Genomic DNA, 17,612 nt, shown 5'->3' with positions numbered 1-17,612 from the left:
GCCGATGTTCGTCTTCGACGCGGAACTCTGGATCTGGGACGCCCGCCGCACGGATACCTGGACCTTCGTGACGCTGCCCGAGGACGTCTCGGACCAGATCCGCGACATCGCCACGCCCGGTGCCGGCTTCGGCGCGGTCAAGGTGCGTGCCGGGGTCGGTGCGAGCAGCTGGTCCACGTCGGTGTTCCCGGACAAGCAGTCCGGGTGCTACGTGCTGCCGGTCAAAGCGGCGGTGCGCAAGAAGAACGGCGTCGGGCCCGGCGACGTCGTCGAGGTGACCGTCGAGGTGCTCTAGCGCGTCCAGTCGATGTCGGCGTAGATCGCGGCGTGGTCGCTGGCCGCGTGCACCTCGTTGGTCATGGTTTCGTAGACGTCCCAACGGTTTTTCGTGCGCGGCCCGCGCCACACGCCCTTGCGGAAGATGCCGCCGCCGGTGGCCTTCGCGAACAGTTCGGGGGTGAGCAGGACGTAGTCGATCTTGCCCTTCTCGTTCACACCGCGGTACGTGCCCCTGCGGTGGTCCCAGTCGAAGTTCTCGTGCTCGCTGATGTCCCGCAGGCCCGTGCGCTGGAACAGGGGGCGCAGGGCTTCGCTGTCCGCGGTGTCGTTGAGGTCGCCGACGACGGCGATGTGCTCGTGGCCCTCGTCGCGCAGCCGGTTCACGATGCGGGCGATGCGGACCGACTGGCGGAACCGGCGGCGGGCGCCGATCGGGTCGCCGGGAGCGCCGTAGCCCTTGGACTTCAGGTGGTTCACGAGCAGGACGACCTCGGGGCCCGCGGGGGTGCGGACGTGGTACTCGGCGCAGTCGCGGGAGAAGATGACGCCCGAGCTGTCCTTCGCGTACACGTGCGTGCGGATCGTGATGACCTGGTGTTCGTCCCGCGTCAGCAGTCCGACGTTGATGCCGCGCTCGTCGTTGCCGTCGATGAGGTGGACTTCCTCGTACGGGGTCCAGCCGACGTTCTTGAGCATGCTGGCGGAGAACATGTGCAGCAGTTCGCGCGACTCGGCCTCGACCACGCCGAGGACGTGGGCGCCGACGTCGCGCATCACCTGTGCGGTGTGGCGCGTGGCGAGTTCGCTGATGGGTTCGGTGGTGAGCTCCACCCAGCCGACCCAGGACTCGCGACCGCTTGCCACGACTGAGGTTTCGCCGGTGCGGTGGCGCGCGAGGAACCGGCCGCGGATGCGCCGCAGGATCGCGTACTTGCTCCGGTCACTCCTGAGCAACTCCAGTGTCGCCAGGTGTTCCTTGAGCTCTTCCTTGACTTCCGGCGGATAGGTCTCGGCGGCGATGAGTTCGTTGAAACGGGCGTGGGCGGCCAGGATCGGAGCCGCGTGCTTGGTGGCGTTGCGGCCCATGACTTTCGGGCGTTCGAACATGTTCTCCACGTTGAACGAACCGATTCGCGTGGTGCTCACGCACTCCAGGGTCGCATGTGGAGGAACGTGTTCGCCCTGGTCCGCTCGGGTGATCTTTCGCTGCGCCGATGGTGGAGGGCCCCGTGGCTGGGCTGCCGGAAGGTGGTGGGGCCCTCCAGGTCGTCGGCCGCTACTCGATCACGGGCAGCTGGCGCGGTTCAGGATCGACACCTTGTTCGGGTTGCTGTGGTCGATCTCCTTGCTGGACTTCTTCTTCGCTGGAGCCACGAAGCACTTGTTGAAGCGCTCACCGTTCTCACGCACGAACTCCAGCTCGATCGCGCGAGCCTGGTTGCAGTGGTTGTTGTAGTAGACCGTCGTGGTGACGTTGCCGTCGCCCCAGGAGATGTTGATCTTCTGGTCGGCCGGCGAGACGCACTTCGCAGACTTGCGGTGCACCGCCTGGACGGACACGTCACCGGAGGTCGTCGCGCCGGCCGTCACGGGAGCGATCCCCGTCAGTGCGAGCCCCAGACCCGCGGCGGCCAGTACGAGATTGCGAGACTTCACGAAATAACCCCTCGATCTTCCTATTTCGGGAGATGTCCCTGCGAGCCGTCCGGCCCGCGACGACGACGTTGCCCTTTTGATCAAGGACGAACCTAGGATGAACCTTGAATCCACTGGCTGAGGGGTGATCTTGGAGTTCGGGCTGCTCGGTGCCGTCGAGGTGCGCGACCGGGGCGAGGTGGTCGAGATCGGCCACGTCCGGCAACGGTCTGTGCTGGTCGCGCTGCTGCTGGAGGAGGGACGGCCGGTCCCGGTCGACCGGCTGCTCGACCGCGTCTGGGGTGAACGGGCGCCGCTGCGGGCGCGCGAGACGCTCTACGGCTACGTGTCGAAGCTCCGCAAGCTGCTCGACCTCGACATCGAGCGCTCACCGGCGGGATATCGGCTCGCAGTGGATCCATCGCGAGTGGATCTGTTCCGCTTCAGGGCGTTCGTGCGTGACCGCGACTTCGACGCCGCGCTCGGGCTGTGGCGCGGGCAGGCGCTCGACGGGCTCGAGTCGCCGTGGTTCGACGCGCTGCGCGAAAGCTTGCACGCCGAACGCCTCGCCGCCGAGCTGGATCGCAACGACGTGGCGCTCGCGGACGGCCGGCACGCCGCGCTGCTGCCGTCGCTGCGGCAGCTCGCCGACGCGCACCCGCACGACGAACGCCTTGCCGCACAACTGATGCTGGCGCTGCACCGGTCGGGCAACGACGCGGAGGCGTTGCGGCACTACGAGATCATGCGCCGCCGCCTCGCCGACGAGCTCGGCGCCGACCCGAGCAGGCCGTTGCAGGACGTGCACCAGCGGATCCTCTGCGGCAGCGTCGAGGAACGCCCCGCCGGTCCGCGCCAGCTGCCCGCACCGCACCCGTGGTTCACCGGTCGCACAGGTGAGCTCGCCGCGCTGGACTCGCCCGGCACGGTCGTGATCACCGCGATCGGCGGGACGGGCGGCATCGGCAAGACCGCGCTGGCACTGCACTGGGCGCATCGGCACCTCGACGAGTTCCCGGACGGCCAGCTCTACGTGAACCTGCGCGGCTTCGACCCGTCCGCCGACCCGACGCCGCCCGAGACCGTGCTGCGCGAGTTCCTGGAGGCGCTGGGGGAGGAGAGCATCCCGGCGGGCCTGGACGCACGGGCCGCGCGCTACCGCAGCGTGGTCGCGGGACGGCGCCTGCTGGTGGTGCTCGACAACGCCCGCTCGACCGAGCAGGTCGTGCCGCTGCTGCCGGGATCCGACGCGACGGTGCTGGTCACGAGCCGCCTCAAGCTCGCGGGACTGGTGGCCGCGCACGGAGCGCGGTCGGTGTCGCTGGACGTGCTGCACCCGGCCGACGCCCGCGACTTCCTCGTGGCGAGGCTCGGCGCCGGGCGCGTGGCGGCCGAACCCGCCGTGGTCGCCGACCTGGTGAACTGGTGCGGCGGACTGCCGCTGGCGCTGTCGATCGTCGCCGCCCGCGCCGCGATGGAACCGGACTTCCCCCTGGCCGCGTTCGCGGCCGAACTGCGCGAGCAACCCCTGGACGCGCTGGACGCGGGCGAGATCGGCACGAACCTGCGGGCCGTGTTCTCCTGGTCCGTGGCGGCGCTCTCGGACCAGGCGGCGCGCGCGTTCGGCCTGCTCGGCACCGCCGGCACGGCGGACGTCGGTCTCGCGGCCGCGGCGGCGTTGCTCGACCTCCCCGTCACGCGGGCGCGAATGGTGTTGCGGGAGCTGGAGAACGCGCACCTGGTGCAGCAGCACGTGCCCGGCCGGTACCGGATGCACGACCTGGTCGGGCTGTACGCGGCGGACCTGCCCGCCGATCCGGGCTCACGGCTCGCCGACTTCTACGCCGCCACCGCACGGGCCGCCGCGCTCACGCTGGAGCCGCACAAGCCGTTGCCGGAACACGAAAGCGGCCACGCGCTCGGCTTCGAGAGCAACGCGGCGGCGATGGCGTGGTTCGACGCCGAGCACGTCTGCCTGATGGCCGAACAGCGGCAGGCCCTGGGACGCAAGGACTTCGACGCGGCGTGGCTGATCGGCCGCGCGCTGAACAACTACCACCTCCGGCGCGGCCGCACCTCCGACGACATCGACGCCTGGCTGACGGCGTTGCGCGCCGCGGAGGAGCTGGGGGACCCGATCAAGCAGTCCACCGCGCACAGGTGCCTCGGCGCCGACTACATCGAGATGGGCCAGACCTCGTTGGGGCACAGCCACTTCGAACGCGGTCTGGAACTGGCCGCGGGCACCGGCGACCACGAGGCGCACGGTGGCGCGCACCGGGCCATCGCGTGGGCGGCGGAGTTCGTGGGCGACCTGGACAAGGCCCTGGAGCACTCGCTCGCCGCGCTGGAGGAGTTCCGCGTGGCCGGGACGGAGATCCGCGTGGCCGAGTCGCTGAACGAGGTCGGCTGGCGCTACGCCTGCCTGGGCCGCTACGCCGAGGCCCGCACGTTCTGCGAGGAGGCCATGCTGCTCAACGACGAGCTCGGTCACGCGGAGGGGTGCGCGGCCACCCTCGACAGCCTCGCGCACATCGCCCACCACGACGGCCGCCACGCCGACGCCGTCGCGCACTACGGCGAGGCGCTGGCGCTGTACCGGGAGCTGGACAACTCCGCCGAGCAGGCCGTCGTCCTGGAACACCTGGGTGACGTGCACGCGGCGGCGGGGGAGACCGCGCAGGCGCGCGAGCAGTGGGGCCGGGCGCTGGAGCTGTACCGGGAACAGGGCCGCGACACGCAGGCCGCGGCCCTCGAAGCACGTCTAGGCGCCTGACCAGATGTCCCGCCCGAAACGGCGGAACTCTCTGACGTGGGCGCGTTTCATGTTCGGTGACCGCACGCGGGGAGCTTTTGTGCGCGTGTCTGGCCGGGTGCTCAGACGCGGCTCATCTGGCGGCCGCTCTCGATCAGCTCGTCGGTGAACGAGTCGAGCGCCTGCCCGAAGTCGCGCTGGTCGGGCTCGTGCCAGTCCTCCAGCTGGTCGAGCAGCCAGCGCCGCCACGCCCGCACGAGCTGGGCGAACACGTCCGCGCCCCGGTCGGTGAAGCGGTAGCCGTCGTCGCCGGACGCCAGGTGCCCGGACCGCACGAGGGCCTGCGCGGTCGGTTCGAAGATGCCGCCGGGCACCTTCGTCATCTCCGCGATCTCGTCGAGCGTGGCCACGCCGTCGTCCGTCGAGGCCCGGTACACCCGGCCGAGCAGCCACGCCTGTTCCAGCGGCAGGTCGACGCCGGAGCGCCGCAGCACGGCCAGGCCGGGATCCTCACCGGACCTCGCCACCACGGTGGAGACGAGTGTGCGCAGCTCGTCGTAGGAGTTCGACGGCGGTGCGGCGAAGCTCTCGCCCACGCCGCTGTTGCCGGCCGCGGCGGCGCGGGACGTGTCGCGCAGCGGCACCTGCGGCAGGAAGAACGCGACGGCCAGGGCCACGAGCCCGATCGGCGCGGCGATCAGGAACATCATCTGCACCGTCTCGGCGTACCCGGCGACGACCGGTGCCCTCAGGGCGTCCGGCAGCGCGTGGACGGCGGCGGGGCTCGCGATGGCGCGCGGGTCGACGCCCTGCGGCACCACCAGGTGCTTCGGCAGCTGGTTCGCGTAGATCGTGCCGAAGATCGCGACACCGAACGAGCTGCCCATCGTGCGCAGGAAGCTGATGCCGGACGTGGCGACGCCGAGGTCGGTGTAGTTGGTGGTGCTCTGCACGACGATCACCGGCACCTGCATCACCAGGCCGATGCCCGCGCCCAGCACCACCATGAACGCGCCCATCTCCCAGTAGCTGGTCGACGCGTCGAGGAGGGACAGCAGGAACAGGCCGACGGTGAGCCCGACCGAGCCGAGCAACGGGAAGATCCGGTACCTGCCGGTGCGGCTGATCGTGTTGCCGGTGATCAGCGCCGTGGCCATGAGCCCGGCGATCAGCGGCAGCATCCACAGCCCCGACGCCGTGGCCGACTCGCCGCGCACGTACTGCAGGTAGATCGGCAGGTACGTGATGCCGCCGAGCATCGCGAACCCGACGACGAAGCTCAGGATGCCCGACACCGTGAACACCCTGCTGCGGAACAACCTCATCGGCAGCATCGGCTCGGCCGCGCGCTGCTCCACCAGCACGAACGCGACCAGCAGCACGATCGAGCCGGCTGCCATCCACAGGATCGTCGGCGACGTCCACGCGTACTCGGTGCCGCCCCAGCTCGTGACCAGCGTCAGCCCGGTCGCCGCCAGCGCGATCAGCGCGATGCCGGCGTAGTCGATCTTCGGACGGCCCTCCGCCCTGATCGTGGGCAGCGCGGCGATCGCCACCAGCACCACCGCGATGCCCAGCGGGATGTTCACGTAGAACGCCCAGCGCCAGCTCAGGTGGTCGACGAACAGCCCGCCCAGCAACGGCCCGGCGACCGTCGCGATGCCGAACACCGCGCCCGCGAACCCCTGGAACTTGCCGCGTTCCTTCAACGGCACGACGTCCGCGATGATCGCCGTCGAGGTGACCATCAACCCGCCGGCGCCCAGCCCCTGCACCGCGCGGAACGCGATGAGCATGCCCATCGACTCCGACCAGCCCGCGAAGAACGACCCGACCAGGAACAGCGCGACGCTGACGACGAACGTCTTCTTGCGCCCGTAGAGGTCGCCGAACTTGCCGATCAGCACCGTCATGATCGTCTCGGCGAGCAGGTAGGACGTCACCACCCACGACAGGTGCGCGCCGCCACCCAGGTCGGCCACCATCGTGGGCAGCGCGGTGGACACGATGGTCTGGTCGAGAGCGGCCAGCAGCATGGCGAGCAGAACGGCCGCGACGACCAGGTTCCGCCTGCGGGTGTCGATCATCTCGGGCACGCGGCGATGGTCGCGCAGGTCGGGCGATCTCGCAGGGCGGGACAGCACGTCCTAGGCTCGGGGGCGATCACCCGAAGGAGGCCGTCTTGATCTTCATCACCGCCAAGTTCCGCGTCCTGCCCGAGCACGCGCAGGCCTGGCCCGAGATCAGCGGGAGCTTCACCGAGGCCACCCGCGCCGAACCCGGCTGCCTGTGGTTCGACTGGTCGCGCAGCCTCGACGACCCGAACGAGTACGTGCTCGTCGAAGCCTTCCGCGACGGCGACGCCGGCGGCGCGCACGTGCAGTCGGAGCACTTCCGCGCAGCCCAGCGGGAACTGCCCCAGTACCTCGCCGAGACGCCGCGGATCGTCAGCCAGACGGTGGACCAGGACGACTGGTCGCGGCTCGGCGAGATGGAGGTTCCGCCACGCGGGTGAGCCTCGCCCGGATCGTTTGGCGCACGCGGTTCCTCCCGCCGAGGATGGCCGGATGGACGTCTTCGTGGAGTTGTCCGCCGAGCTGACCGGGTTCTCGGCGGAGGAGCTGAGGTCGACCGGACTGGTCGAGCAGTACCGCGCGCTGGCGGGCGGCGCGTCGGAGGCCGAGATCATCCAGCTCTGGTACACGGGCGTCTGGCGCGGGGTGATCCCGACCGAGCGCGCCTACGCCGAGGGCCTGGCCTGGAAGGCGGCCGGAGTCGCTCCACCCGGCACGGCGGCTCCCGGTTTCGGCAGCTGGGAACGCAGACCCGGAAGCAGTGCCCGGTGAGGGTCGTGGTCGTCGGCGCGGGGTTCGCCGGCTCGCTCATCGCCAAAGCGCTGGGGGACAACGGGTTCCGCGTGCTCGTGCTGGAGGCGGGCGCGGAACCGAACTCCGACGCGGTCAGCAGGTTCCGCACGGCTCTGGTCAAGTCACCACTCGTGCCCTACCGCACGACCGCCGCCGCGCCGTCGAGCGACTACCTGGTCAACACCGGCCCGCACTCCCTCGCGAGCCCGTACCTGCGCATGAACGGCGGCACTGGCACCGCCTGGACCGGCATCACGCCCCGGATGCGACCCGACGACTTCCACACCGGCGACCTCGGCCGCGGCCGCAACTGGCCGCTGTCCTACGACGACCTGGAGCCCTACTACCGCAAGGCGGAGTGGGAGATCGGGATCGCGGCCGACGCGGACGAGCAGCGTCAGCACGTGCCCGTCGCCGAGGGCTACCGCTACCCCATGCACGCCCTGCCCCGCACGTTCCTCGACGACGCCATCGCGTCCGTCGTGGACGGTCGTCGCATCGACGGCCGCGAGCTCCTGGTCGTCGGCACACCCCAGGCGCGCAACGGTGTCCCGGTCGACGGTTACCGGCCGGACGGGCGGCTCTGCGCGGGTTTCGCGAGCTGCGTGCCGGTCTGCCCGGAGAACGCCAAGTACACGCCACACCGGACGCAGAAGCGGTGGCCGCCCAACGTCGAGCTGCGCACGCGGTGCGTGGTGAACCGGCTGCGCGCCGACGGGTCCGGCCGCGTCACCAAGGTCGGTTACCAGCGCTACGAGGACGACACCACCGGCACGCACACCCGTCACGAGGAAGAGGCGGACATCGTCGTCCTCGCCGCGCACGCCGTCGAGAACGCCAAGCTGCTGCTCCTGTCCGGCCTCGCGAACAGCAGCGACCAGGTCGGCCGCAACCTCATGGGCCACCCGGTGCTGCTGACGTGGGGGCTCATGCCGCAGCCGATCGGCCCGTTCCGCGGCCCCGGCTCCACGACGGGCATCGAGACGTTCCGGTCGGGCCCCGAGCGCCGGGTGCGGGCACCGTTCCGCATCGAGATCGGCAACTGGGGGTGGGGCTGGTCGGCGGGCAGCCCGGGTTCGGACACCGCGGAGTTCGTCGCGGCCGGCCTGCGCGGCACCGCGTTGAGGAAGGCGGTCGCGCAGCGGGTCAGCAGGCAGTTCACGCTGCAGATCGAGGTGGAGCAGGAGGCGGACCAGGCCAACCGCGTCACGCTCGCGCGTGAACGCGACGTGCTCGGCAACCCCCGGCCGTCCATCCACTACGCACTGTCGGACTACGCCAAGGACGGCCTGCTGGCGGCGAAACGGGTGTCGGAGCGGCTGTTCGAGATGCTCGGCGCCGAGGACCACACCGTGTACAAGCCGGACGACGGGCACTACTTCGAGCACGACGGCGAACCGCTGCGGTACTGGGGCGCCGGGCACAGCGGCGGTACGCACGTGATGGGCACCTCGCCGCGCGACTCGGTCGTCGACCAGTGGCAGCGCTGCTGGGACCACCCGAACCTGTACGCGGTGGGCTGCGGCAGCATGCCGTCGCTCGGCACGTCGAACCCGTCGATCACGATGGCGGCGCTGGCGCTGCGGACGGCGGAGCACCTCGCCGCCCACGCTGGATGAAGAGGATCGCGGCCGCCACCGCGATCACGACGACGCCGTTGCCGAACGCCCAGAGCACGGCGTTGTCGTGGACGACGTCACGGGAGACGGCAGGGTCGCGGAACACCGGGTTGACCTGCGTGATCAGCAGGACCTTCATCGCGACCGAGACCGCGAGGCAGCCCAGCGGGCTTGGGCACCCGCGTGACGACGGCCAGGACCACGGCCAGCGGCGCCCACGGCAGGTAGTAGTAGATCGGGCTGCCCGCGGCGAACACGCCCACGAGCGAGCCGGGCCGCGGGTCCGCCAGCAGCTGCGGGTTCCACACGACCTGCTCGTAGAGGTTGCCGAACAGCCACATGCAGAGCAGCGGAATGACCAGCCGCGAGAGTCTCACCGGGCCATCATGGCGAAGATGTCGAAAGCTCCGTGACGCCGATCGACGCAGGGGTGGCAGCGGACGCTGCCAGTCGACAACGAGGAGAGAACATGCGGTTCATGCTCACGCACCGGGTCCCGCAGGACGATCCGGCCTCATGGGAGCCGACCCCCGAGCTCGTGGAGCGGATGAACGCGTTCGTCGAGAAGCTGACGGCGGACGGCGTCATGCTCGGCGCCGAGGGCGTGCAGCAGCAGGGCGCTGTGGTGCGCAGGCGCGGTGCGGCGATCAGGTCGACCGACGGGCCGTTCGCCGAGGCCAAGGAGGTCGTCGGCGGGTTCCTGCTGATCAGCGCGAAGGACCTCGCGGAGGCCACCGCGGTCGCCGCGGAGTACATCACCTGCTTCGCGGGCGTCGAGGAGATGTCGGTCGAGGTGCGGCCGGTCGCGGAGTTCGAGGACATCGAGCCCTACCTGGCCAAGTAGGCCAGCTCGACGACGAACCACTCGCCGTCGAGCCTGCACGGTCCTCCCGGGTGGAGCCGCACGTCCTCACCGTCCAGCGCGACGAGGACGTGCGGCCCCTCCAGGTCCAGGCTCACGTCCGCGACCATGCGCACGCTGATGTCGTCGGAACGGACGTCCAGCGGCTCGGGCAGGTTCTCACCGAGGTCTTTCAGCTCGACCAGCCGGTTGCGGTAGAAGGTCGTGCCGATGTTGGTGAGCCGGTGCACGGGCGACACGGGCCGGTACACGAAACCGCCGCGGTGCTCGGAGATGAACCTCGGCTCGCTGCCGTCGAGCCAGTCCATGCGGCCTTCTGAGCCGTCGATGCCGAGCACGACGTACGGGTTGTGGTGCAGGTGCCACGGGTGGGTCTCGCCCGGTTCGAGCGTCACCTCCCACACGCGGACCACCGGGTCGTCGTGCAGCACGCGCCGGCCGACGTCCACGAGCACGATCTCCTCACCGGACGGCGAGATCACGACGTCACCCCGCAAGGTGCACCTCCTGCAGATAGCGGTCCTGGACCGATCGCCACGACGTGGTGGTCCACGGTTCGATGTGGGCTATGTGCGCGTCCGGCCTGACCAGGACCACGGTGTCGCTGAAGCGCTCCCGCACCGTGTCGCCGGGATCGAAGAAGGCGCGGGAACGCAGGTCCGGCGCGTCCCACCGGCTCACCACCACCTGCTTCAGGCCGGGAGGCCCGTCGGCGGGCAGGAACGGGCGGCGGCGCGCGTCGGTGAGGTGCAGCGCGACGAACGAGTCGCGGCACAGCTCGTGCAGGTGGACCGGGCCGCGCCGGTCGAACACCCGCAGGTCCGGGATCCTGTCGCCGGCCCGCGGCGGGCCCGAGCGCGTCATCGACCAGTCGGCGCCCAGCCGCACGCCGAGCAACGTCCGCGTCATCGCGTCCCGCCATCCGGCGACCGAGTCCGAACGCCGGTCCATCACGGCACGGGCGGCCTCCGCCATGGCGCCGGAACCGTGCACGGCCACCGGCTTCTGCTCGGCCTCGTAGCCCTCCAGCAGCTCCTCGCCCGCCCACCCGCGCAGCACCCACGCGAGGCGCCACGGCAGGTTGGAGGCGTCCAGCACGCCGGTGTTGAGGCCCAGCGCCCACATCGGGGTGATCAGGTGCGCCGCGTCGCCCAGCAGGAACACCCGGCGGTCGCGCCACCGCGACGCCACCCGGTGGTGAACGGTGTAGACGTTGCTGCCCAGCACCTCCACCGAGTCCACCTCGCCGATGAAGTGCGCCGCCTTGTCGCGCAGCTCCTCCGCCGCCGGCGCGTCCCGGCCGGGGGCCAGCGGGAACACGAACCGCCAGCAGTGCGGCTGCCGCACGAGGACCATCCACTCCTCGCGGTCGCCGAAGTAGGCGAGGTACGGGTAGTCGCGCGGATTGCGGACGTCGAGGTCGCACACCAGGTCGACCAGCGCGTACCGCTGCTCCAGCGTGTGCCCCTCGACCTCGACGCCGAGCCGTTCCCGCACGGTCGACCGCCCGCCGTCGCAGGCCAGCACGTGCGACGCCGCGAACGCGACGATTCCATCCGGAGTGGACAGTCGCAGCGCGACGCCGTCGTCGTGCTGCGAGAAGTCCACCAGCCGATGCCGCATCCGCAATGCGCCCGGCGCGCGTTCCTCCAGCAGTGACGCGAGCACCGGCTCCAGCTCGTGCTGCGGAACGTTGACGACGAACGGGAACCGCGTCTCGCCGGCCAGCGCGGAGGTCAGCACGCTCCCGGTCGACGTCCCGGTCGCCCGGTCCACCTCGCCGATCTCGTCGAGCCGCAGCGACGCCTCCAGCACCGGCCCCAGCGCCCCGTACCGGTCCAGCACCTCCAGCGTGCGCGTCAGGACCGTGCCCGCCTTGGTCTCGCTCGACAGGTCGTTCCCGGCCTCGAAGACGACGACCGGAACCCCGTGCGCGACCAGACCCAGCGCGGTGACCAGGCCGACCGGGCCCGCACCGATCACGGCCACCGGACCATCGGACGTGTTCATGGACCCTCCCCGCCCCCTATGTTCGAGCACGAGGGTGCCTTCGGGGGAGGGAACATGAGGAAAGCGTTTTCAGCCTTGCTCGTGGCGCTGGCCGTCACGGCCTGTTCGTCACCGGCGGAGCACGCGGCTCCGAGCAAGGTCAGCTATCTGACGTCGTTCGGCACGTTCGGGCGTGACGCGTACGTCTACGTGGCGAAGGAGAAGGGGTTCTTCGAGCAGGCCGGCCTCGACGTGACGATCACGCCGGGCACCGGCAGCGTCGACGTCCTGAAGCTGGTCGCGACAGGCCGGGCCGACTTCGGCGTCGCCGACTTCACCGCCACCGCGATCACGCTGGCCAAGGAGAAGCTGCCGGTCTCCGTGATGGCGGCGATCCAGCAGCGCTCGCTGGCCGCGATCGTGGCGCTGGAGGGCGGCGGGATCAGCAGGCCGGCCGACCTGGAGGGCAAGAAGATCGGTGACCAGCCCGGTTCGACGAACCAGGTGATGTTCCCGGTCTACGCCAGGGCCGCCGGCATCGATCCGGCGAAGGTCCAGTTCGTGCCGTCGGCGCCGCCCGCGCTGCCGCAGCTGCTCGCGGCGCGGCAGGTCGACGGGATCGGCCAGTTCGTCGTCGGCACGCCGTTGATCGAGGCGGCGGCCAAGGGCAGGAAGGCGGTCGTGCTGCCCTACGGCGACCTCGTTCCCGACCTCTACGGCAACGTGCTGATCGCCTCGAAGGATCGCGCGAACGACGCGAAGCAGGGTCAGGCCTTCATGTCGGCGTTGCTCAGGGGGCTGGAGTACTCGATCGAGCACCCGGACGAGGTCGGGCCGATCCTGAAGAAGTACCAGCCGACGCAGGACGCGGGGGTGGCCAGCGCCGAGGTCGGTCTGATGGCGCCGTACGTGAAACCGCCCGGCTACAGCGGTCGCGTCGGCGGGATCACCGAGGAGCGGGTCGGCAAGGTCCTCGGGACGCTCGCCGAGGCCGGGGCGATTCCGGCCGGATCGCTGGCGCCCGGTGACCTCGTGTCCTTCGGGGCCTCACCCAAGTGATCACGATCAGCGGCGTCTCGCACTCCTTCGGCGGCGTGCACGCGCTCGACGGCATCGACCTGGAGGTGGACGAGCACGAGTTCGTCGCGGTGATCGGGCGGTCGGGCTGCGGCAAGTCGACGTTGCTGCGGCTCGTCGCCGGACTGCTCACGCCGTCCGGGGGCCGGGTCCTGGTGGCCGGTTCGCCGGTCACCAGGCCGCGGCGGGACGTCTCGGTCATGTTCCAGCGGCCCGCGTTGCTGCCGTGGCGTTCCGTGCTGGCCAACGTCCTGCTGCCGGTCGAGATCCTCGGCCTGGGCGATCACCGCGACCGCGCCCGCGAGCTGCTGGAACTGACCGGGCTCGGCGGGTTCGAGGAACGGCTGCCGCACGAGCTGTCCGGCGGCATGCAGCAACGGGTCTCGCTGTGCCGGTCGTTGATCCAGAGCCCGCGGGTGATGCTGATGGACGAGCCGTTCTCCGCTCTGGACGCGATCACCCGCACCGAGCTGTCCGAAGAGCTGCAACGGGTGCAGCTCGCCCAGCCGCGCGCGGTGCTGTTCGTGACGCACTCCATCGACGAGGCCGTGCTGCTCGCCGACCGGATCGTCGTGCTCAGCCCGCGGCCCGGCCGGATCCACCGGGTCGTCGAGGTCGATCTGCCCCGTCCGCGCGCCCTCGGCCAGGTCGAGCTGGACGAGGTGGGTCGCGAGCTGCGCGGGCTCCTGGTGACGGCATGAGGGCCGTGCTGCCGGTGCTGGGACTGCTGGCGATCATCGGTGCCTGGTGGCTCGCGACGATCGTGTTCGCGATCCAACCGCTGCTCGTGCCGTCGCCGGCCGACGTCGTCGCGTCGTTCCTGGAACTGCCCGGCTACCTGCTCGAACAGACGATGGTCACGTTGTGGGAGGCCGTGTCCGGCTTCGCGCTGTCCGTCGTGATCGGTGTGCCGCTGGCGTTGCTCATCGTCGGGTCGAGCGTGCTGGAGCGGATGTTCTACCCGCTGCTGGTCGCGCTCAACGCCGTGCCGAAGGTCGCGATCGCGCCGATCGTGGTGGTGTGGTTCGGGTTCGGCATCGAGTCGAAGGTGCTGATGGTGGTGCTCGTGTGCATCTTCCCGATCGTCATCTCGACCGCGTCCGGCATGCGGTCGACGCCTCAGGAGCTGGTCGAGCTGTTCCGGTCGCTCGACGCGACGAGGACGCACGAGTTCTTCAAGCTGCGCCTGTGGCACGCGCTGCCGCAGATCTTCGTGGGCTTGAAGGTGTCGATCACGCTGGCCGTCATCGGGGCGGTCATCGGTGAGTTCGTGGGCGCCGACGCCGGACTGGGCTACGTGATCACCGTGTCCGGCGGCAGCGCCGACACCGCGCTGGCGTTCGCGGCGATGGCGTTGCTCGCGATCATCAGCGTGGCGCTCTTCTACCTGTTGACCTGGGCCGAGCGGAAGCTCGTGCCCTGGTCGGAGGAACACCGGGTGCTCTAGCGGGCCAGGCGGTCCAGCAGTTCACCGAGCAGCGCGCGCTCGCCCGGCGTGAGGGCGCCGGGATCGTCATCGACCAGCGCGCGCAGGGTGAGTGCGGCGTCCGCCCGGCCGGCTGGAGATTCGGTGGTGGTGCGCAGCACGCCGGCCAGCGCGGCCTCGCGGACGCGTTCGGACAGCGCGAAGTCCGGCTCGGGCTGGCTGATCAGGATCAGCGTCACACCGACGTTCGCGGCGAGCATCTGTTCGGCCGCGTCGTCCGCGGGCACCTTCAGCAGGCCCCGGGCGGCGGCCTCGGTGAACCGTTCGCGCAGTGCCGCGTGCGCGGGAGCGGTGACGGCACAGGGCTGTTCATCACCGGAGGGACGCCCGGAGGGTTCGGCCTGGCCTACGCCGAGGCCGCGCTGGAACAGGGCGATCAGGTGTCCTCACCGTGCGCCGGCCCGCTGAGCTGCGGGAATGGGCCGCTGCCCACGACGACCGCGTGCTGGTCCTCAAGCTCGGCGTCACCGATGCCGAGCAGGTGCGGGCGGCGGTGCGGGCGGCGGAGGAGCGGTTCGGCGGGATCGTGACCATGTCCTTGTTGGCCGGACTGGTCGGCGTGCAGGGGTTCGGCTACTACTCGGCGGCGAAGTTCGCGCTCGAGGGGCTGTCGGAGGCGCTGCGCCAGGAGGTCGAGCCGTTCGGCGTGCGCGTGCTCGGCGGCGCCGCGTACGACGCCGCCGTTGCCGTGCATGAGGACGCGCTCGTGGAGCTGCGCGCGCACGAGAAGCTCTCGCGCGGCGCGGATTTCTAACTTGCCGCGCCGCCTGCGGCCAGGCGCATCAGGTCGGAGTCGAGGTCGATCGTCAGCTCCGTGCCGCCCGCGCTGCCGTACTCGTGCTGGTAGCTGCCCCACGACTCGTCGCGCACGGTCTTCTCGAAGCCCGAGGTCATGAGCGCCACCAGTTCGAGGGCCGCGCGGTCGATGCGCTTGGTGAGGCCGTTGTCCTGCCAGTCCTCGGTCGAGGCGAACAGCGAGGTCGGCACCACGACGGTCCGCAGGTAGGCGAACAGTCCGCGCATCTGGTCGTCGACCACGAGCGCGTGCCTCGCCGTGCCGGCGGTCGCGGCGAGCACGACGGGCTTCGCGATCAGCAGGTCGTTGTCGAGGACCTGGAAGAACGACGTGAGCAGGCCGCTCGCGCCCGCCTTGTAGACGGGGGTGCTGGCGACGATGCCGTCCGCGTGCCGCAGGGTCGCGACGGCGTTCTGCAGCTTCGGCCCGACGTGGTTGGACACCAGGGCGTTCGCGATCTCGGTGGCGAGCTCGCGCAGTTCGATCACCGTCGTGCCGACGGTCTGTCCCCGCTTGCCGGCGAGCGCGGTGACGCGTCCGGCGACGCGGTCGGCGAGCAGCCGGGTGGACGACGGGTCGCTCGTCCCGGCGGACACCACCACCAGCTGGAAGTTCTGGCCCATTACTCCTCGCTCTGGCTGAGCTTGCCGGTGATGGCGGCGAGCTGGTCGAGTTCTTCGGGTGTCAGCACGCTCAGGGCGCGCGTGACGCTGCGTGCGTGCGGGCGGCCGATGGCCCGCTGGGTCTCCCGGCCCGCGGGGGTGAGCGACAGGCGCACACCCCTGCGGTCACCGGGATCGGGGCACCGGTCGAGGTAGCCCCGTTCGACCAGGCGGTCGACCATGCGGGACAGAGCGGGCTGGCTCAGCAGCACGTGGCGGTTCAGCTCACTCATCCTGAGTGGACTGTCGCACTTGGACAGCTGGTACAGCACGTCGTACTCCCGCATGGTCAGGTCGCCCCAGACGTCCTCCGCGTTGAACTGCTTCATCAACACGGCGTACGCCTTCATCAGGGACTCCCACGCCTCGTTGGCTCGGGTCACTTCGAGTCCTGGTACGGCGAGCCACCCGTGACGTTGTCACCCCGGTTGGCGTTCGGCCTGGGCTGGCGGACCGGACCGTCGCCGTACTTGTCCTTGACACGCCCGGCGTGCGTCGGAGGCTTGGCGGTCTCGGGGTCCTGGCGGGCCTCGATCTCCTTGCGCAGCACCGGAACGACCTCCTCGCCGAGCAGGTCGAGCTGGTTGAGCACGGTCTTGAGCGGCAGGCCGGCGTGGTCCATCAGGAACATCTGGCGCTGGTAGTCGCCGAAGTGCTCGCGGAAGGTCAGCGTCTTGTCGATGACCTCCTGCGGGCTGCCGACCGACAGCGGCGTCTGCTCCATGAAGTCCTCCATCCGCGGCCCGTGGCCGTAGACGGGTGCCTCGTTGAAGTACGGGCGGAACTCCTTGACCGCGTCCTGCGACCGCTTCGCGATGTACGCCTGGCCACCGAGGCCGACGATGGCCTGCTTCTCCGTGCCGTGGCCGTAGTGCGCGTAGCGCTGGCGGTAGAACTTGATCAGCCGGATGTAGTGCTCCTTCGGCCAGAAGATGTTGTTGGCGAAGAAGCCGTCACCGTAGAAGGCGGCCTGCTCGGCGATCTCGGGCGTGCGGATCGACCCGTGCCACACGAACGGCGGCAGGTCGTCCAGCGGACGCGGGGTGCTGGTGAAGCCCTGCAACGGCGTGCGGAACTTGCCCTCCCAGTCCACGACGTCCTCGCGCCACAACCGGTGCAGCAGGTTGTAGTTCTCGAGCGCCAGCGGCAGGCTCTGCCGGATGTCGGCACCGAACCACGGGTAGACCGGCGCGGTGTTGCCACGGCCCAGCATCAGGTCCATGCGGCCCTTCGCCAGGTGCTGCAGCATCGCGTACTCCTCGGCGATGCGCACCGGGTCGTTCGTGGTGATCAGCGTCGTGGCGGTGCTGACGATGAGCTTCCTGGTCTTCGCCGCGATGTGGCTGAGCAGCGTCGTCGGCGCCGACGAGAAGAACGGCGGGTTGTGGTGCTCGCCGATGGCGAACACGTCGAGCCCGACCTCCTCGGCCTTCTCCGCGATCTGCACGATCGCGTCGATGCGCTCGGCCTCGCTCGGGGTCTCGCCGCTCACCGGGTCCCTGGTGATGTCGCTCACCGAGAAGATTCCGAACTGCACGGCACCCGCCTCCTTCAAACTTAGTGACTTATGCGTTTGCATCTACTC

Annotated in this window: 20 protein-coding genes; 10 read left to right on the top strand and 10 right to left on the bottom strand. The window is 70.3% G+C overall.

The window, feature by feature from the left end:
• The first annotated feature begins 4 nt into the window (after positions 1–4).
• A complete protein-coding gene (locus ORI60_RS03170) occupies positions 5–295 on the top strand; it encodes a DUF1905 domain-containing protein (protein ID WP_266033818.1) in 291 nt (96 codons plus the stop codon).
• Here ORI60_RS03170 and ORI60_RS03165 read toward each other — a convergent pair.
• Positions 292–1,425 (bottom strand): endonuclease/exonuclease/phosphatase family protein, encoded by a 1,134-nt coding sequence (locus ORI60_RS03165; RefSeq protein WP_266033817.1) that lies wholly within the window; start codon positions 1,423–1,425, stop codon positions 292–294. The genes ORI60_RS03170 and ORI60_RS03165 overlap by 4 nt on opposite strands.
• 138 nt (positions 1,426–1,563) lie before the next feature.
• Positions 1,564–1,935: a hypothetical protein gene (locus ORI60_RS03160; RefSeq protein WP_266033816.1), complete on the bottom strand. Its 372-nt coding sequence runs from the start codon at positions 1,933–1,935 to the stop codon at positions 1,564–1,566.
• Positions 1,936–2,065: 130 nt separating this feature from the next.
• On the opposite strand from ORI60_RS03160, the gene ORI60_RS03155 reads away from it, so the two are divergent.
• Positions 2,066–4,690 carry a BTAD domain-containing putative transcriptional regulator gene (locus tag ORI60_RS03155; RefSeq protein WP_416234348.1) on the top strand — a complete coding sequence of 875 codons (2,625 nt, stop codon included), beginning with the start codon at positions 2,066–2,068 and terminating at the stop codon, positions 4,688–4,690.
• Between the two features lie 101 nt (positions 4,691–4,791).
• Here the strand turns inward: ORI60_RS03155 and ORI60_RS03150 are convergent, their stop codons facing one another.
• The gene (locus ORI60_RS03150) at positions 4,792–6,756 is read right to left on the bottom strand and encodes an MDR family MFS transporter (protein WP_266033937.1); all 1,965 of its coding nucleotides are present in this window, start codon (positions 6,754–6,756) and stop codon (positions 4,792–4,794) included.
• 95 nt (positions 6,757–6,851) lie between these two features.
• Here ORI60_RS03150 and ORI60_RS03145 point away from each other — a divergent pair, with 95 nt between their 5' ends.
• From ORI60_RS03145 to ORI60_RS03135, 3 genes are read left to right on the top strand one after another with little or no spacing between them, the layout of a single operon-like run.
• The gene (locus tag ORI60_RS03145) at positions 6,852–7,184 is read left to right on the top strand and encodes a putative quinol monooxygenase (protein ID WP_266033814.1); all 333 of its coding nucleotides are present in this window, start codon (positions 6,852–6,854) and stop codon (positions 7,182–7,184) included.
• Positions 7,185–7,236: 52 nt separating this feature from the next.
• Complete coding sequence (locus tag ORI60_RS03140) at positions 7,237–7,515, top strand: hypothetical protein (protein ID WP_266033812.1); 279 nt, start codon at positions 7,237–7,239, stop codon at positions 7,513–7,515.
• A complete protein-coding gene (locus ORI60_RS03135) occupies positions 7,512–9,155 on the top strand; it encodes a GMC family oxidoreductase (RefSeq protein ID WP_266033810.1) in 1,644 nt (547 codons plus the stop codon). The genes ORI60_RS03140 and ORI60_RS03135 overlap by 4 nt, the downstream gene beginning before the upstream one ends.
• Before the next feature lie 77 nt (positions 9,156–9,232).
• On the opposite strand, the gene ORI60_RS03130 is transcribed toward ORI60_RS03135, so the two are convergent.
• On the bottom strand, positions 9,233–9,532 hold the full coding sequence (locus tag ORI60_RS03130) for a hypothetical protein (protein ID WP_266033808.1): 300 nt from the start codon (positions 9,530–9,532) through the stop codon (positions 9,233–9,235).
• A gap of 92 nt (positions 9,533–9,624) precedes the next feature.
• Here ORI60_RS03130 and ORI60_RS03125 point away from each other — a divergent pair, with 92 nt between their 5' ends.
• Positions 9,625–9,999: a YciI family protein gene (locus ORI60_RS03125; RefSeq protein ID WP_266033805.1), complete on the top strand. Its 375-nt coding sequence runs from the start codon at positions 9,625–9,627 to the stop codon at positions 9,997–9,999.
• Here ORI60_RS03125 and ORI60_RS03120 read toward each other — a convergent pair.
• Both ORI60_RS03120 and ORI60_RS03115 read right to left on the bottom strand, forming a co-directional pair.
• A complete protein-coding gene (locus ORI60_RS03120; protein WP_266033802.1) occupies positions 9,984–10,514 on the bottom strand; it encodes a hypothetical protein in 531 nt (176 codons plus the stop codon). The genes ORI60_RS03125 and ORI60_RS03120 overlap by 16 nt on opposite strands.
• Complete coding sequence (locus tag ORI60_RS03115) at positions 10,504–12,027, bottom strand: FAD-dependent monooxygenase (protein WP_266033800.1); 1,524 nt, start codon at positions 12,025–12,027, stop codon at positions 10,504–10,506. The genes ORI60_RS03120 and ORI60_RS03115 overlap by 11 nt, the downstream gene beginning before the upstream one ends.
• A gap of 54 nt (positions 12,028–12,081) precedes the next feature.
• Here ORI60_RS03115 and ORI60_RS03110 point away from each other — a divergent pair, with 54 nt between their 5' ends.
• Genes ORI60_RS03110 through ORI60_RS03100 form a run of 3 tightly spaced genes read left to right on the top strand, consistent with a single transcriptional unit; the run spans position 12,082 to position 14,530 of the window.
• On the top strand, positions 12,082–13,065 hold the full coding sequence (locus ORI60_RS03110) for an ABC transporter substrate-binding protein (RefSeq protein WP_266033798.1): 984 nt from the start codon (positions 12,082–12,084) through the stop codon (positions 13,063–13,065).
• Positions 13,062–13,784, top strand: a complete 723-nt coding sequence (locus ORI60_RS03105; protein WP_266033796.1) for an ABC transporter ATP-binding protein — start codon at positions 13,062–13,064, stop codon at positions 13,782–13,784. Before ORI60_RS03110 ends, ORI60_RS03105 begins: the two co-directional genes overlap by 4 nt.
• Positions 13,781–14,530, top strand: coding sequence for an ABC transporter permease (locus ORI60_RS03100; protein ID WP_266033795.1), 750 nt, complete (start codon positions 13,781–13,783; stop codon positions 14,528–14,530). The genes ORI60_RS03105 and ORI60_RS03100 overlap by 4 nt, the downstream gene beginning before the upstream one ends.
• Here the strand turns inward: ORI60_RS03100 and ORI60_RS03095 are convergent.
• Positions 14,527–14,796, bottom strand: coding sequence for a hypothetical protein (locus ORI60_RS03095; RefSeq protein WP_266033793.1), 270 nt, complete (start codon positions 14,794–14,796; stop codon positions 14,527–14,529). The genes ORI60_RS03100 and ORI60_RS03095 overlap by 4 nt on opposite strands.
• Before the next feature lie 164 nt (positions 14,797–14,960).
• Here ORI60_RS03095 and ORI60_RS03090 point away from each other — a divergent pair, with 164 nt between their 5' ends.
• Entirely contained in the window at positions 14,961–15,323 is a 363-nt protein-coding gene (locus tag ORI60_RS03090) for an SDR family NAD(P)-dependent oxidoreductase (protein ID WP_266033791.1), read from the top strand.
• On the opposite strand, the gene ORI60_RS03085 is transcribed toward ORI60_RS03090, so the two are convergent.
• Genes ORI60_RS03085 through ORI60_RS03075 form a run of 3 tightly spaced genes read right to left on the bottom strand, consistent with a single transcriptional unit; the run spans position 15,320 to position 17,564 of the window.
• Complete coding sequence (locus tag ORI60_RS03085) at positions 15,320–15,988, bottom strand: CE1759 family FMN reductase (RefSeq protein ID WP_266033788.1); 669 nt, start codon at positions 15,986–15,988, stop codon at positions 15,320–15,322. The two genes, ORI60_RS03090 and ORI60_RS03085, sit on opposite strands and share 4 nt — an antisense overlap.
• On the bottom strand, positions 15,988–16,410 hold the full coding sequence (locus tag ORI60_RS03080) for a MarR family winged helix-turn-helix transcriptional regulator (RefSeq protein WP_266033785.1): 423 nt from the start codon (positions 16,408–16,410) through the stop codon (positions 15,988–15,990). The genes ORI60_RS03085 and ORI60_RS03080 overlap by 1 nt, the downstream gene beginning before the upstream one ends.
• Complete coding sequence (locus ORI60_RS03075) at positions 16,407–17,564, bottom strand: LLM class flavin-dependent oxidoreductase (RefSeq protein ID WP_266033782.1); 1,158 nt, start codon at positions 17,562–17,564, stop codon at positions 16,407–16,409. The genes ORI60_RS03080 and ORI60_RS03075 overlap by 4 nt, the downstream gene beginning before the upstream one ends.
• Positions 17,565–17,612: the final 48 nt, after the last annotated feature.

It is taken from the genome of Lentzea sp. NEAU-D7 (genome assembly GCF_026242055.1).
In the GTDB taxonomy this organism is placed as follows: Bacteria; Actinomycetota; Actinomycetes; order Mycobacteriales; family Pseudonocardiaceae; genus Lentzea.
This window is presented reverse-complemented; position numbering and strand designations above follow the sequence as displayed.